We start from the raw sequence: 15269 nt of genomic DNA, 5'->3' as shown, positions 1-15269 counted from the left end.
TTATAATGAAAAAATTTAAAGACAAAATTGGGTATCTCTTTATATCGCCATTCTTTTTGGTCTTCTTGCTTTTCAATGCATATCCCATCTTCTTTACATTGTATCTTTCAATGACAAATTATAAAGGTTATGGTAAGAAAATCTTTATTGGAGCAGATAACTTTAAATTGATATTTAAAGATCCTAATGTTGTTGATGCCTTTTTTAATACAATCAAGATTTGGGGCGTTAATATATTTTTTCAAATTTTCTTAGCATTATTGTTGGTTATGGTCTTCTCGGACATCCAATATAAGTTTAAAGGATTAAAATTTTTCAGAGTAATATTTTATTTACCTAACTTAATCGCGGCTGCTACAATTGCACTTATATTCATGAAATTACTAGATAAAGATTATGGCGTAGTGAATCAAGTGTTATTCAGTATAGGTTGGATCGATAAACCTATAGGATGGTTGACCAAACCAATACTCGCTCAAATGAGTGTCTCCAGTATTCAGACCTGGATGTGGTTTGGGAACTCTTTTATATTATTTATGGCATCTGTACAAGCGGTCAGCAAAGAGATTTTTGAAGCGGCGCGTATCGATGGCGCAGGCAGATTGCAAATACTGAAGAACATTACAATTCCATCCATCAAACCAATTCTAATGTATGTTATGATTACTGGTTTAATAGGTGGCCTACAATTATTCGATATTCCATTTTTAATTACAGATGGCAAGGGCTTTCCAGCTGGAAGCTTAAATACCATGATCGTCTATATTTACAACATGGCATTCGTTTATAAGAATTACGGTTACGCTTCAGCACTATCTTTCGCATTATTCCTTGTCATACTAGCTTTTACTATTGTGTTCACAGTAATTACCAACCGTAATGAACTAAAAGAGTTCTTTAATGGACGTAAACAAAGAAAAGCTAGAAAAAAAGCATTAGCTGAAATGGAAGGAAGTGCAAAATATGAGTAAATCAATGAGTTCAGCTTCTAATGCTGATGTGAACAAAAGAAGTAGAAAGCTTGAAAATAAAATTAAACGAGATAAATTAATCATCTATATAGTTGTCTATACCTTTTTAGCATTACTAGTGCTTGTATCTGTCGTTCCGTTTTGGATTGTTTTAATTAATTCAACGAGAGATGGTATGTCGATTTCGACACAAGGTATGAGCTTGTTTCCAGGTAAAAGCTTGGTTGAAAACTACAAAATACTCACAAGTAATGCTGACGTCGTTCAAGGTTTCTTAAATTCATTAAAGATTTCGATTTTGGTAACCATATTATCAGGATATTTCTCCGCTTTAACTGCGTATGGTTTTCATATGTATAATTTCAGAGGAAAGAACTTTTTATTCGGAATTATCCTTGTCTTTATGATGGTACCTAGTCAGTTGGCATTTCTAGGATATGTCAAATGGATGACACAACTTGGCCTTATGGATACACATGCCGCTTTAATTATTCCTTCAATTGCTTCGATTGGAACAGTATTTTTCTTAAGAGCATATATCAGTTCTTCGCTTAGTAAAGAATTAATTGAATCAGCAAGGATTGACGGTGCGGGAGAACTTTATATCTTTCATAGAATCGCACTACCTTTAATGGCACCAGGGGTGGCCACTATGTCGATCTTTACGTTCATCGGATCTTGGAACAATTATTTAAGTGCTAGAGTTATATTAAGTTCTAAAGGAAAAGAAACATTACCGATGGTTATTTCATCCTTGAAAGCATTAAAAATCTGGCATCAAAATCAAGGTGCAATCTATCTTGGATTTGCAATCTCTATTATACCAATTGTTGTTGTATTCATATTTGCATCTAAGTATTTAATAGAAAATATTTCTGCTGGTGCTGTCAAAGGTTAGTGAAATAAATTCGATTCAGCTTTAAGGAAGGGAAATAATATGAAAGATACTAACCTCTATTTAGGTGATTCTAGGTTATTCACAGATTCAAAAGAGGTACTGTTTGAAACCTTAACTTTTAAAAACGATACGTATTTTAAAATTGAGAATATAGACCACATGGCTCCTTTTTTTATGACGATTGTCAGCGATGTGGATTTTTGGTTATTTGTTTCGAGTACTGGTGGTGTAACTGCTGGGCGTAAAAGCCCTGAAACAGCTCTGTTTCCATACTATACAGACGACAAAATTCACGATAGCAAAGATACTACTGGTCCAGATGCGCATTTTATCGTTACCAAACAGAAGAAAACGTCGCTTTGGGAACCGTTCATAACACAGCATTCAAATGTATACAAAATCACAAGAAACTTATATAAAAACACCATTGGAAACAAGGTGGTCTTTGAAGAAATCAACCACGATTTAGAGTTGATATATCGATATACTTGGGCGACAAGCAATAGATACGGAATCGTGAAAGAAAGCGAATTAATTAATCTATCGACAGAGAAAGTGACGGTGAATGTACTTGACGGCATAAGAAACATCTTACCATATGGGGTTGACACTTTGAGTCAGATTTCTCGTAGCACGCTAATCGATGGCTACAAAAGATGCGAGCTCATTCAGCCATATGGTCTAGGCATTTATGCACTCAGTTCAATCATCTCTGATAAGGCTGAACCGAGTGAATCTTTGAAAGCAACTGTTGTTTGGTCTGTTGGATTTGAGCAACCCTTATATTTGCTTTCTGAACAGCAAACTAAAAACTTTATCAATCAAAAGCATCTTCAAACCGAGTTTGATGTAAAGGGGAGAAGAGGGGCTTATTATATTTCCAGTGAAGTAAACCTATTATCTGAAGAGACTAAAGAGTGGGTAATTGTAGCTGATTTGAATCAAACCGCCTCGAAAATAGAAGCACTTCTCGAAAAATTGAGTGTACCTAGTCAAATGCTATTGGAACTAAAAGCAGACATTGATATAGGATGTGAAAATCTTAGAAAATTGGTGTATGACGCTGATGGTTTCCAAGCAACAGCTAGTACGAAAGTAGCGAATAGGCATTTTTCTAATACACTCTATAACATTATGAGAGGCGGTATATACGCCGACGGATATAAAATCAAAACCTCAGATTTGGCTGAGTTTATACAGAATTGGAACAAGGAAGTTTATAATGAGAACATAGATTTCTTGGCACAATTAAAACATGAAGAAGACTACTTTGATTTAATTGAAAAGGTAGATAATATCTCCAATCGAGATTTGGCAAGACTGGTGAGAGAGTATTTACCATTAACCTATTCAAGGAGACATGGCGATCCAAGTCGGCCTTGGAATAAGTTTAACATCGACATAGCAAAGCAAAATGGTGAAAAAAACTTAAATTTTGAAGGAAATTGGAGAGATATCTTCCAAAACTGGGAAGCGCTATCACTATCGTATCCTGGCTATATTGAAAGTATCATAGCTAAATTTGTCAACGCGTCAACTGCGGATGGTTACAATCCATATCGCATCACAAAACAAGGTGTGGATTGGGAGGTTTTAGACTCTGCAGATCCGTGGTCAAACATAGGCTATTGGGGTGATCATCAAGTCATCTATCTTCTAAAATTACTTGAGCTTTCTAAACGCTATCATCCTGAAAAATTAAATACTCTTTTAGACAAAGAGATATTCGTATATGCCAATGTTCCTTATCGTATAAAAGGTTTAGATGACCTAATAAAAGATCCAAAAAACACGATTCTCTTTGATAAAGAACTCGCACTAGCAATAGATAAAAAGGTAGAGCTGTTAGGTGCAGATGGTAAACTCATGTTTTGTGATGAGTCACTATATCATGTAAACTTAATGGAAAAACTGTTAGTTGTTGCATTGGTTAAGCTGACGAATTTCATTCCTAGAGGTGGGATTTGGATGAATACCCAGCGTCCTGAGTGGAATGATGCGAACAATGCTTTAGTTGGTAATGGTGTCTCTATGGTGACCCTTTATTACCTATATAGATATCTTGATTTTCTTGAAAAAGTACTTGAAGATATCAATCATGAAATCATTTTATCTAAAGAAGTCGCAGAAATGTTTTTAGGTGTTGATGGCATATTTGATGGCTTAAAGCATGCGCTAAGTGCAATTTCAAGTGAGAGTACATTTGTCATCGTCAAGCAGCTTGGATTTGTAGGTGAAACTTACCGAAACAAAATTTATTCACATGGTTTTACAGGCGATAAATCATCTATAAGCATCAAGCAACTTAAAAGCTTTGTGAAAAATACTAAAATTGTTTTAAAGGATTCAATTGAAGCAAACAAACGCGAAGATCATCTTTATCATGCATATAATCTTGTAAAGTTCAGCACAAACGCATGTCAAATCTCACATCTGTATGAAATGTTAGAAGGACAGGTCGCTGTATTAAGCTCAGGTGCTTTAAATGCAAAAGAATCAATTGAATTGTTAAAAGCTTTAAAATCAAGCCAAATCTACCGTGAAGATCAAAACAGCTATATGCTCTATCCAAACAGAGAATTGCCAAAGTTCTTAGAGAAGAATATTATTCCGGAATCAGCAGTTCTTAAGTCAAAAGTGTTAACTACTGAACTTGAAAAAGGGTTGACGCGTTTTGTTGAGAAAAGTATATTAGATAAATATCATTTTAACGGTGAATTTAGAAATGGTAACGAAATTACAAATGCAATAGTTGAATCAGGCGAATATACTCTAGAAGAGGCTTTAGAAGTTGGAGCACTTTTCTCAGAATTATTTGACCATCATTCGTATACTGGACGCTCAGGAACTTTCTATAAATACGAAGGTCTTGGCTGCATCTATTGGCACATGGTATCGAAGCTTGTTCTAGCAGTTCAAGAAAGCCACGATGCAGCATATGTTGAGGCACCATTTAGCGATGAGGTTAGCCTACTATCCGAATATTTCCATGATACGAAAAATGGTATCGGCGTTGAAAAGACGCCACTTGAGTACGGTGCATTTCCAACAGATGCCTATTCGCATACACCTGGGTTTGCAGGGGTTCAACAGCCTGGGATGACCGGTCAGGTAAAAGAAGACATCTTGTCTAGATTAAGCGAACTTGGTGTAGCTGTAGTTGACGGAGAAATCAATTTTAATCCCAAATTGCTTTCCAAAGATGAGTTTTTAAAAGCGGAATACGAATGGCAACTGCCTGAAAAAAACATTACGCTTGGTAAAAATCAAATCGGTTTCACGGTTTGTACAATACCAGTCGTTTATGAACTTTCGAATTTCCAAGCGATCACGGTTATTTATGATAATGGGGATCGATATACTTTTGAAAACGCCATTAAACTCAATCGTGAAATTAGCAACCGTATCTTCAGTAGAGACCGTTCAATAGATAAAGTAATAGTAAGAGTTAGCTATTAGTGCTTAAATTTTAGACCACTCATATTGGGTGGTCTTTTATTATGCCGAAATTTCGAAGGTGACAATAACGCCAAAAATTTATCGTTCAGAGTTAAGAAAAATAAATTGACAATGATATATTATAAGAATAGTATATATCTAAAAGATATATATGTGAAAAATATGAGGTTAAACATGTCTAAGAAAAAAACGCAATTTGTGATATTAGGACTTTTGAGTGAAGGCCCATTGACGGGATATGATATCAAAAAAATAATCGATCTAAGGTTTGGTTTTTTTTGGAACGAAAGCTATGGTCAAATCTTCCCAATGCTAAAGCAGCTGTCTCAAGACCATTTGATAGAGTTGATTCCTGATGTTGACATGAGCTCAAGTTCTTCAAAAAGAGAAAAAAACTATTATCAAATTACAGAACAAGGTAGAATGACTTTATTGAATTGGTTGGAAGAACCAGTTGAGACAGAAACGGTAAGATTCGAAATTCTTCTTAAAATGTATTTTTCAAATGAAGTGGATTCTGAAGTGATGAAAAAGCATATAAACGCTTTTAAATTGAGATACTTAGAGAAACTTGCGATGCTGGACTTATTTTCTACTGAGTTAAAACCCCTAGTAAATTTACACAATAACCATGAAGAGGTATTAAGTGTTATCAATTTTGGTCAAAAGGTATATCGTGCATATGTACAGTGGAGCGATGAAACATTGGAGCAATTAGAAAAGAAAAAACGAGGTGGATCGTATGAGACAAAAAATTAGGAAAACACTTGCTTTAATTGCACTACTAATCTTTCCTATTACATTAAACTATTTTTCGCCGTATGTATCAATAGATGGTGCAATGGTTGGCATCATATCTGGAAGCGTCATCGTATTTATCGTACAGTTTTTAAGTGGAATCATTCTCGGTAGGGCATGGTGTGGTTGGCTATGCCCAATGGCTGGATTGAGTGAGATAACGCTTCAGATTAACTCTAAAAATGTGAATATTAAAAATCTCAGAAGAGTTAGACTCAGTATTTTTACTGTCTGGGTAAGTATTTTGATTTTAGGATTTATACTTGCTGGTGGTATTAAAGGGATAGATCCTTTTCACCTTACCGAAAACATCCTATCGGTTGACGCACCAATGAAATATATCGTCTATTATTCTGTACTTTTTATTTTTACAGTCCTTTCGCTTACGATTGGTAAACGCGGAGGCTGTCAATCCATCTGCTGGATGTCACCATTTTTAGCAGCAGGCTATCATGTTGGAAAGGCTTTGAAGATCCCACAACTCAGAATTTATGCCCAAAAGGACCAATGCATCAATTGCGGTATTTGTGATAAAAAGTGTCCTATGAGTTTGCCAGTGAAAACGCTATTGAAAACGGGAAAAATTAGTACATCTGACTGTATTCTTTGTGGTGAGTGCGTTGATCATTGTCCGAAAAACGTGCTTAGCTATCAATTTACTGTGATAAAATAGATCAAATATAACATTAACGTAATATTTGTCAAAAATGATTGCATTCATATTTGAACAATGGTATCATTAGGAGACTTAAATTATATTTGTTTCAAGTACCTGAATTAGTGTTAAAGCATTACGCCTGATTTCGTATTTGTAGTAGTAGGTTTAAGATTAAAAATTAGGAGGTACCACATGAACGGTACAGTTAAATGGTTTAACGCAGATAAAGGTTTTGGTTTTATTACAGGAGATGACGGCAAAGATGTATTTGCTCACTTCTCACAAATCAACTCTAACGGTTTCAAAACTTTAGAAGAAGGACAACGTGTTTCTTTCGAAGTAGCTCAAGGTCCTAAAGGTCCTCAAGCTGAAAACATCACAGTTATCGGTTAATTAGAAGCCTTAGATAGTTAAATATCAAAACGCATTTAAAACCTCTTTGAGAAATCAAAGAGGTTTTTTATTTTGCAACAATCTCGCTTGTGGTAAAATCTTAAGGCTCGATGCCTGAAGTTTTTATTTTGTCCGGAAAAAGTGATAGCTTTATAATAAAAAAGGTATAGATATAGTATGTTTCACTAAAGGGGGATTCTATGCAAGTGAGGAAGATGTCTTTAAGAACGGCTATATTAACGCCTTTTATCATCATTATGATCATCATGGTTATTGTATTTCTACTACTGTGGCAAGCAAACTATGATTGGATTGCGCAAGAGCAAGGCGGCAAAATCGTCAATGCACTTAGCGATAATGCAAAACAGCGTGTTTCTTATATGTTGGCAGAGCCGCAGCGCATTAATAAGATGTACGCTCAAGTCATTACGCTGAACCAATACTTTGAAGAAGATGATCTAAACGGCTTGCAGCAATACACACTCGAGCTTTCTAAATCGGTTCGAAGTGAAGTCCCACAAATAAGTGTTATCAGTTATGGCGACGAGATGACCAATTTCCTCGGCTATAGAATTACTGAAGCAGTGGATCAGTTTGACTTAATGTTACAAGATCCTCGAACTGAAGGACAGCTCAACATCTATCAAGGAGAATTTGTCACCAGTCCTATTGTCGGTTCATATGAGGGTTATGACCCTAGAACACGCCCTTGGTATGCACCAGTTAAAGAAAACCCCATCGTTCAGTGGTCGAAAATCTATATTAATATGGATGAAAAAAATGAAGCAACTATTTCTTCACTGGTACCTATCTTAGATAAATCTGGCAATTTTAAAGGTGTAGCAGATATAGATGTTAAGCTGTCAGGTATCAATGAATTTTTAACGACCGAAATAAACAAGGGTAATGGCATTATCTATATAGTAGATGAGGAATGGGCCGTAATTGCACATTCTTTAGAAACGGAAACGGTTAAAGTCACATCGCAAAATCCACCTGAAGGTGAACTCTTTTTAGCTGCTTCAAGTGAAAACCGAGTTGAAAGTGCAAGCGCAAACTATCTAATTAAAAATAAATCAGCAAATGACATCGTTCATCGAATCGAAATTGATGGCGAAAAGTACTTCACAATGATCTCTGCATTAGAAGACCCACAGGGGTTAAAATGGCGAATCGTCACTGTCATTCCTGAAAATGATTTACTGGGTGTCGTAAAATCACGCCAGACCCTTTCAACGATAGGGATTGTAGGACTTATTTTAATCGCCACCATATTAGGTTTGATGATTCTAACCAGAGTCGTACGGCCAATAAGGAAGGCATCATTTATTGCCTCAGAGGTAAGTGAGGGAAACTGGAATGCTCAATTTACACATGATCGATTTGACTTTTATGAGACGAATCAGTTGATTCATGCCCTTTCTGTCATGATTGAAAATTTAAAATCCTCTTTTTACGAAATCAAGATTAGTCAGGAAAAATATCAATCACTTGTAGAAAATGTAGACAACATGATTTACAGTATTTCAAAAGAAGGTAACTTTATATCAGTGAATTCATCTTTTGAGAAACTGGTTCGTCGTGAAAGAACAGAAATTGTCGGTGCACCAATAGAATCAATCTTTTCATCAGAAGAAAATAAAAGGTATTGGCGAAATACAATTAATGAAATTATCAAGGAAAAGGAAAAGGTGAACCTTCAGTTCAATTTTATTTCAGAAAACAATCAGCAAATGACTTTAAAAGTCAATTTGATTCCAATTTTAGATGAGCAAGGAGAGGTTGAACTGATATTAGGCTCCAACACAGATATTACAAGTCTTATTGAGGCGCAAGATGAGATTAATCGATTGGTTGAAGGTGAGAAGGAGAAACTTGAGAAACTCGTTTTAGAAAGAACTGAAGCGCTACGTCTTGCAATGGATGAACTGGTTGAGAAGGAGAAAATGGCATCACTCGGATCCTTGGTATCTGGCATTTCTCACGAAATTAATACACCACTTGGCGTTGCTGTCTCTGCTGGTTCGTTTATAGAAAAATTACTTTCAGATTTTCAATTAAAACTGGTTAACAATGACGTCTCGAAAAATGATTTCATCAAATTTGTCAATAACATGGAGGAAAGTAGTACCATTATAAATACCAATCTTATACGAGCAGCTGAACTGGTTAAAAGTTTCAAAGAAATTGCAGTTTATCAAAGCATAGAAGGTAAAGTGAAATTTAATCTGTTTAACTATGTGACAGCAACTGTATTGAGCTTAAAGCATGAGTATAAAAGTTCGGCGCACCAAATTGAAATCGACTGTGATAAGACGCTCGAAATTCAAAGCTATCCAGGCGCATTTTCTCAAATCCTGACGAATTTATTGATGAACTCGTTTGTACATGGGTATAGTGAACGTAATAATGGTAGTATTTTGATTAAGTTTGAAGTCGATCAAAAGATGCTCAAAATGATATACAAAGATGATGGTGTCGGTATATCTGAGGAAAGCTTATCTAAGATATTTGACCCATTCTTTACAACAAATCGCAGTAAAGGCGGCAGTGGTCTTGGGCTTAATATCGTTTATAATCTTGTGACGCGTCAGCTCAACGGTAGAATCACTTGTCAATCAAAGCTAGATGAAGGAACAACCTTTATTATGGAAATGAGCCTTGAGGATTAGAAAAGGAGTATAGAATGAAGAAATGGGAAGAGAATTCATCTATTAATCTAGATTTTTTAAAAGAGGATACTGAAGAGAAGAAAAACGTAAAAAAACCACTAAAAATCATCATCGCTGATGACGATCAGGAAGTGCATAGCATAACAAAAATGATTCTTAGAGATTTTACCTTTGAAGGGCATAGTCTTGAGTTTATCGACACGTATTCTGGCGCAGAAACAAAGGAAGCACTCATGCTACATCCAGATACAGCGATTATCTTTTTAGATGTGGTCATGGAGAGAAACCATTCAGGACTTGAAGTTGTAGAGTACTTGAGAAAAACCCTTTGTAACAACCTTACCCGAATTGTTTTAAGGACAGGTCAGCCGGGTGAAGCGCCAGAGGATAGCGTTATTCGGGAGTATGATATCAACGATTATCGATTAAAAACTGAAATGACCGTACAGCGATTGACGACGACTTTATATACAGCTCTTAGAAACTTTAGAGATCTGAGAAAAATTGATAAAAATCGAAAGGGCTTAGAAAAAATCATTAAGGCGAGCTCGAATCTTTTTAAACACAATTCAATGGACGATTTTTTTAACGGTATACTAAATCAACTCTCTTCATTTTATACAGAGGAAACGGATCTTTTATTTATTAGAGAAAAATCTCCAATTGAAGAAGATGCACATATTGGTGGTATCGTTACTCTAGAGCAAATGAATCGCCCGACGATTGTAGCCGCTTCAGGAAAATATGCTAAATTTATTGGTAAATCAGTAGGAGAAGTGGAAGAGCTTAAAAACGTCTTTCAGTGGATGAACACACATACGAATTCGCTTCAGGAGATTAACTATTTACCGAATGGTTTTATCATTAAAAAAAGTGGAAAAAATCAACTGAACAATTATATTTTTATTGAAGGGGACAAGTCGTTATACGATTTTGAGTTGGTGAATTTATTCTTGACCAATTACTCTGTTGCACTGGATAACTATATTTTAAACTCCCTGATTTCCAATACTCAGAAGGAAATTATCATTACATTAGGAGAAGTGGTTGAAAAGCACTTTGATGAAACGGGTGGCCACATCAGAAGAGTATCAGAAATGATGTATCGATTTGCTTTGCTCAATCATTTCTCATATTCAGAATGTGAAATGATAAAGGTAGCTAGCACCATGCATGATGTGGGTAAAATAGCCATTCCAGATGCTATTTTAAAGAAACCGGGTAAGCTGACTACAGAAGAGTTTGAAATCGTTAAAAAGCACGTAACGATTGGCTATCAGATACTGAGCAAATCCGATCTGGACATTTTAAAGCTAGCAGCTGAAATAGCGCTACACCATCATGAAAAATACGATGGAAAAGGGTATCCAGCAGGACTCAAAGGTCGTGAAATACCACTCAGTGCAAGGATGATGGCAATCGTCGATGTCTTTGATGCGATGACTCATAAAAGAGTCTATAAGGATGCCATCAGCATAGAAGAGACGATTGCATTCTTAAGGGCCAATAAGAATCATCACTTTGATCCCAACTTAGTTGAGATGTTTGTAACGAATGTAGATGAGATACTTGAAGGGCTTGAAAACACATGATAAGAAACTTAATTAATTGGATAGCGAATAACCAACAAGACACAGTACTGTGTCTTGTTTCATTTTGATTAGAGGAATCTACAAAAATATTTGGAGGTTCATCCAATTAACATTATCATAAGCTTCACGTATAATGGCATTAGTAAATAAAGAATCTATTAAATAGAGAATTGAGATTACGGAGGAATTATGGCAAAGGTATCTTTGAAAAACATCACAAAAATTTATGATAACGGTTTTCAAGCTGTTAAAGGCATTGACTTAGAAATTAAGGATAAAGAGTTTATGATCCTTGTTGGTCCTTCTGGTTGTGGTAAAACGACGACTCTTAGAATGATCGCAGGACTTGAAGAAATAAGCAAAGGTGAAATGAGCATTGGCGATGTGGTTGTCAATAATGTCGCACCTAAAGATAGAAATATCGCAATGGTTTTCCAAAACTACGCTTTATATCCACACATGAGTGTATATGACAATATGGCTTTTGGGTTAAAGCTTCAAAAAACGCCAAAAGAAGAAATCAAAGAGAGAATTGAGAAAACAGCTAAGATTCTTGATATCGAACAACTTTTGACTAGAAAACCGAAACAATTATCAGGTGGTCAAAGACAAAGGGTTGCTTTAGGTCGAGCAATCGTTCGTAAACCAGAAGTATTTTTAATGGATGAACCGCTTTCTAACTTAGATGCTAAGCTGAGAGTACAAATGAGAGCTGAGTTAATCAAACTTCACAATGATCTTCAAACGACTTTCGTATATGTAACACACGACCAAACTGAAGCGATGACAATGGGTAGCAGAATTTGTGTTATGAATGATGGTATCATTCAACAAGTTGCTGAGCCTAAAGTAATTTATAATCATCCAGCAAATATGTTCGTTGCAAGCTTCATCGGTGCACCACAAATGAACTTCTTACAAGGTACATTAACTGAAAAAGCAGGTAAAATCGTCGCTCAAATCGATGGCTTTGAAGTTGTACTTAACGACGCTGCTTCTGCTAAAGTTAAAGCTGGCAATTATATAGGTAAAGAAGTAGTTGTTGGTGTTCGTCCAGAGGACATTAAAATTGTCGGTGAAAATGAAGGCTTAAATGTAAAAGTTGAGGTAACTGAGTTATTAGGAAGTGATTTAAACGTTTACTTCTCATTTAAAGGTAGACAATATATCGCAAAAGCTGATGCGCATGTAGATTTAAAGTTTAATCAAAATATCTCTGTTGCATTTGATATGGATAAAATTCATCTGTTCGACAAAGAAACTGAGAAATCAATTCTTTTCTAGTCAGATGCATCTAATTAAGCAATCAAAATCTCCTTCTCATAAATCATGATTAATACCCTTTTTGGAGGACAGTCAGTGAATGTCTGTCCTTTTTCCTTTAGCTTTTTTTAGAATGTGATAGAATTATAATAGGGCAAAGTTCTACTAGAGGAGGGGTTATGAAAGACAAATTTTTTGAGCTGGAAGCTATTTTAAAATGTGCCATTAAGCCTATTCATAAGAAAAGGCCTAATATAAAAACGAATGAAACTTTGGTAGAATTAGATAATGGTAATTTCTTCCTCATACAGAGAACTCTGACAGAAGTTGAGTACGAGCTCGTGAAAAAATGGCTTGAGTCTGCCAATCAAGGGAAAATAAGCTCTGAGTATATGTTGCTAACTACTTCGGATGGTTATCTTAATTATCATAATGAAATAGCACTTCCCGTTCGTCTGTGGAAAATTCAATACAAAGAAAATGAAATTGAAGTAAAAGAGATTATTAAGTCCACTTTTATCGATGAGAAAATCGTCTATACCGGTGACGACGAAATCGTATTGATCATAAAAGAGAAAGAGGAGGAAGAGAGTTCTGTAACCCCGTATGAACTACAAAGTTTGCTTGAAGCTGAAGCACTTACAAGTATTCGGATTACAGTAGGCAACTTGATTACCCATCTTTCGGAGTTCCATTTATCATATGTTCAGATGAATGAGTTGACTGAGCTTGTCCATGAGTTTAAACAGAAGACACAAGTGGTTTACTTTGATTCAATGTTTTTTCCTTTAATGATAAAACGCATTAGAATGTTACTTAAATCTAGTGAAGCTGATTCAAGAGAAAAGCTACTTATGGAAACATTACTTAAACAAAATATTAGACCAGTCAATGATCAGGAGTTAGAACAAACCGCACTTGTATTTTTTGAGAACAATCTAAATATTTCTGAAACTGCAAACGAACTTTATATTCACCGCAACACATTAATTTATAGGCTTAACAAGCTTGAAAGTATTACAGGCTTTGATATTCGTAAATTTAATGATGCAATGCATTATTTTATGAGTTATCTTGGCGACAAGATTAAATAAGTCCCTAAGGGACTTTTTTTAAGATTGAGAGGCAAATAAGGAGGTTGAAATGGCATTTACAAAGGATTTTTTATGGGGATCTGCATCTGCAGCTTATCAAATAGAAGGTGCTTATGATGAAGCTGGTAAAGGACCGTCGATTTGGGACACCTGGGCTCATTTACCTGGCAAAACCTTTGAAGGAACAAATGGTGACATCGCTTGTGACCATTATCATAGAATAGAGGAAGACGTTGCTTTAATGAAAGAAATGGGGCTAAAAGCTTACCGTTTCTCGATTTCATGGCCACGAATCATTCCTGCTGGAACAGGTGCACTCAATCCTGAAGGCATCGACTTTTACAATAAACTCATTGATGAACTGATTAAATCTGATATCGTACCGATGGTAACCCTTTATCACTGGGATCTTCCACAAGCATTACAAGATGAGTACAAAGGATGGGAATCTAGAAGAATCATCGATGATTTTGTTAATTACGCAAACGTATGCTTTGAAAATTTTGCGGACAGAGTAAAGTATTGGATCGTCATGAATGAGCCCAATATATTTACTTCGTTGGGTTACCTTTTAAAACTTCATCCACCAGGGCTTCAAGATGAAGCGATATATTTAAAAGCTTTCCATCATACTGTATTGGCACATGCAAAGACTGTAATTGCATACAAAGAAGCAGGTTATGATGGGATGATTGGTTCAAGTATCGCATACACGCCAACCTATGCAGCTTCTGAGAGTCAAGAAGATCAAAGAGCAAAACGCAACTTTGATGTAACTGGACCACTATGGTACTTAGATGGTTATTATAAAGGAGCTTATCCAGTTGCTGGTGTGGCGTATTATACTAAAAAGGGCGTTATGCCAGTCGTCACTAGAGCTGACGAAACGATGATGGCTGCCGCTGCTGAGCTTGCAGACTTTATCGGTATCAACTACTATCAGACTGCGACTATAGCTCACAATCCAGAAGATGGTGTTGGCTTTAGTGAAATGAATACATCTGGTAAAAAAGGAACTCAATCAGAGAATGGTATACCAGGTCTTTATAAACAGGTTCATAACGATAAATTGGAATATACGGACTGGGATTGGGCGATCGATCCGGACGGTCTTCGTTATGGGTTAGAAATATTAAACAAAAGATACGGTTTGCCAATTATTATCAGTGAAAACGGTTTAGGGGCTTATGATGTCCTTACTGAAACTGGAGAAATTAACGACGATTATAGAATTGATTTTTTACGCAAACATATTTTAGCCTGTGAAACTGCAATGTCACATGGCGTTAATTTGCTTGCTTATTGCACATGGTCATTTACAGATTTATTGAGCTGGTTAAATGGCTATAAGAAGCGATATGGTTTTGTACACATTGATTTTGAGTCAGAAGCGCTTAAAAGAACGAAGAAAAAGTCTTACTATTGGTATCAAAATGTTATTGCTACGAATGGTGAGGAACTGTAGGTGACT

General features: G+C 35.8%; 11 protein-coding genes. All 11 read left to right on the top strand.

Annotated elements, in window-relative coordinates:
* Positions 1–5 precede the first annotated feature (5 nt).
* The 11 genes from AC4PID_RS03310 to AC4PID_RS03260 all read left to right on the top strand — a co-directional run bounded on the left by AC4PID_RS03310 (position 6) and on the right by AC4PID_RS03260 (position 15263).
* Positions 6–971, top strand: coding sequence for a carbohydrate ABC transporter permease (locus tag AC4PID_RS03310; protein ID WP_492134146.1), 966 nt, complete (start codon positions 6–8; stop codon positions 969–971).
* On the top strand, positions 964–1869 hold the full coding sequence (locus tag AC4PID_RS03305) for a carbohydrate ABC transporter permease (protein WP_492134145.1): 906 nt from the start codon (positions 964–966) through the stop codon (positions 1867–1869). The genes AC4PID_RS03310 and AC4PID_RS03305 overlap by 8 nt, the downstream gene beginning before the upstream one ends.
* A gap of 39 nt (positions 1870–1908) precedes the next feature.
* Positions 1909–5328, top strand: a complete 3420-nt coding sequence (locus AC4PID_RS03300) for a 1,3-beta-D-glucan phosphorylase, GH149 family (protein ID WP_492134144.1) — start codon at positions 1909–1911, stop codon at positions 5326–5328.
* A gap of 174 nt (positions 5329–5502) precedes the next feature.
* Complete coding sequence (locus AC4PID_RS03295) at positions 5503–6087, top strand: PadR family transcriptional regulator (protein WP_492134143.1); 585 nt, start codon at positions 5503–5505, stop codon at positions 6085–6087.
* Positions 6071–6799, top strand: coding sequence for a 4Fe-4S binding protein (locus tag AC4PID_RS03290; protein WP_492134142.1), 729 nt, complete (start codon positions 6071–6073; stop codon positions 6797–6799). The genes AC4PID_RS03295 and AC4PID_RS03290 overlap by 17 nt, the downstream gene beginning before the upstream one ends.
* 177 nt (positions 6800–6976) lie before the next feature.
* Positions 6977–7177 carry a cold-shock protein gene (locus AC4PID_RS03285; protein ID WP_492134141.1) on the top strand — a complete coding sequence of 67 codons (201 nt, stop codon included), beginning with the start codon at positions 6977–6979 and terminating at the stop codon, positions 7175–7177.
* Between the two features lie 200 nt (positions 7178–7377).
* Positions 7378–9849, top strand: a complete 2472-nt coding sequence (locus AC4PID_RS03280; protein WP_492134140.1) for an ATP-binding protein — start codon at positions 7378–7380, stop codon at positions 9847–9849.
* 14 nt (positions 9850–9863) lie between these two features.
* Positions 9864–11441, top strand: a complete 1578-nt coding sequence (locus AC4PID_RS03275) for an HD domain-containing phosphohydrolase (RefSeq protein WP_492134139.1) — start codon at positions 9864–9866, stop codon at positions 11439–11441.
* A 189-nt stretch (positions 11442–11630) separates the two neighbouring features.
* A complete protein-coding gene (locus tag AC4PID_RS03270) occupies positions 11631–12725 on the top strand; it encodes an ABC transporter ATP-binding protein (RefSeq protein ID WP_492134138.1) in 1095 nt (364 codons plus the stop codon).
* A 158-nt stretch (positions 12726–12883) separates the two neighbouring features.
* Positions 12884–13798, top strand: a complete 915-nt coding sequence (locus AC4PID_RS03265; RefSeq protein WP_492134137.1) for a PucR family transcriptional regulator — start codon at positions 12884–12886, stop codon at positions 13796–13798.
* 49 nt (positions 13799–13847) lie between these two features.
* On the top strand, positions 13848–15263 hold the full coding sequence (locus AC4PID_RS03260; RefSeq protein WP_492134136.1) for a glycoside hydrolase family 1 protein: 1416 nt from the start codon (positions 13848–13850) through the stop codon (positions 15261–15263).
* Positions 15264–15269: the final 6 nt, after the last annotated feature.

It is taken from the genome of Fusibacter sp. QWL-12, from assembly GCF_058683495.1.
The sequence above is the reverse complement of the archived record's forward strand: the minus strand, read 5'-3'. Positions and strand labels throughout refer to the sequence as shown.

Coding starts and splice junctions, on each gene's coding strand:
- AC4PID_RS03265 (WP_492134137.1), top strand. CDS start 12,884: ATGAAAGACAAATTTTTTGAGCTGGAAGCTATTTTAAAATGTGCCATT.
- AC4PID_RS03260 (WP_492134136.1), top strand. CDS start 13,848: ATGGCATTTACAAAGGATTTTTTATGGGGATCTGCATCTGCAGCTTAT.
- AC4PID_RS03300 (WP_492134144.1), top strand. CDS start 1,909: ATGAAAGATACTAACCTCTATTTAGGTGATTCTAGGTTATTCACAGAT.
- AC4PID_RS03295 (WP_492134143.1), top strand. CDS start 5,503: ATGTCTAAGAAAAAAACGCAATTTGTGATATTAGGACTTTTGAGTGAA.
- AC4PID_RS03270 (WP_492134138.1), top strand. CDS start 11,631: ATGGCAAAGGTATCTTTGAAAAACATCACAAAAATTTATGATAACGGT.
- AC4PID_RS03305 (WP_492134145.1), top strand. CDS start 964: ATGAGTAAATCAATGAGTTCAGCTTCTAATGCTGATGTGAACAAAAGA.
- AC4PID_RS03275 (WP_492134139.1), top strand. CDS start 9,864: ATGAAGAAATGGGAAGAGAATTCATCTATTAATCTAGATTTTTTAAAA.
- AC4PID_RS03285 (WP_492134141.1), top strand. CDS start 6,977: ATGAACGGTACAGTTAAATGGTTTAACGCAGATAAAGGTTTTGGTTTT.
- AC4PID_RS03280 (WP_492134140.1), top strand. CDS start 7,378: ATGCAAGTGAGGAAGATGTCTTTAAGAACGGCTATATTAACGCCTTTT.
- AC4PID_RS03310 (WP_492134146.1), top strand. CDS start 6: ATGAAAAAATTTAAAGACAAAATTGGGTATCTCTTTATATCGCCATTC.
- AC4PID_RS03290 (WP_492134142.1), top strand. CDS start 6,071: ATGAGACAAAAAATTAGGAAAACACTTGCTTTAATTGCACTACTAATC.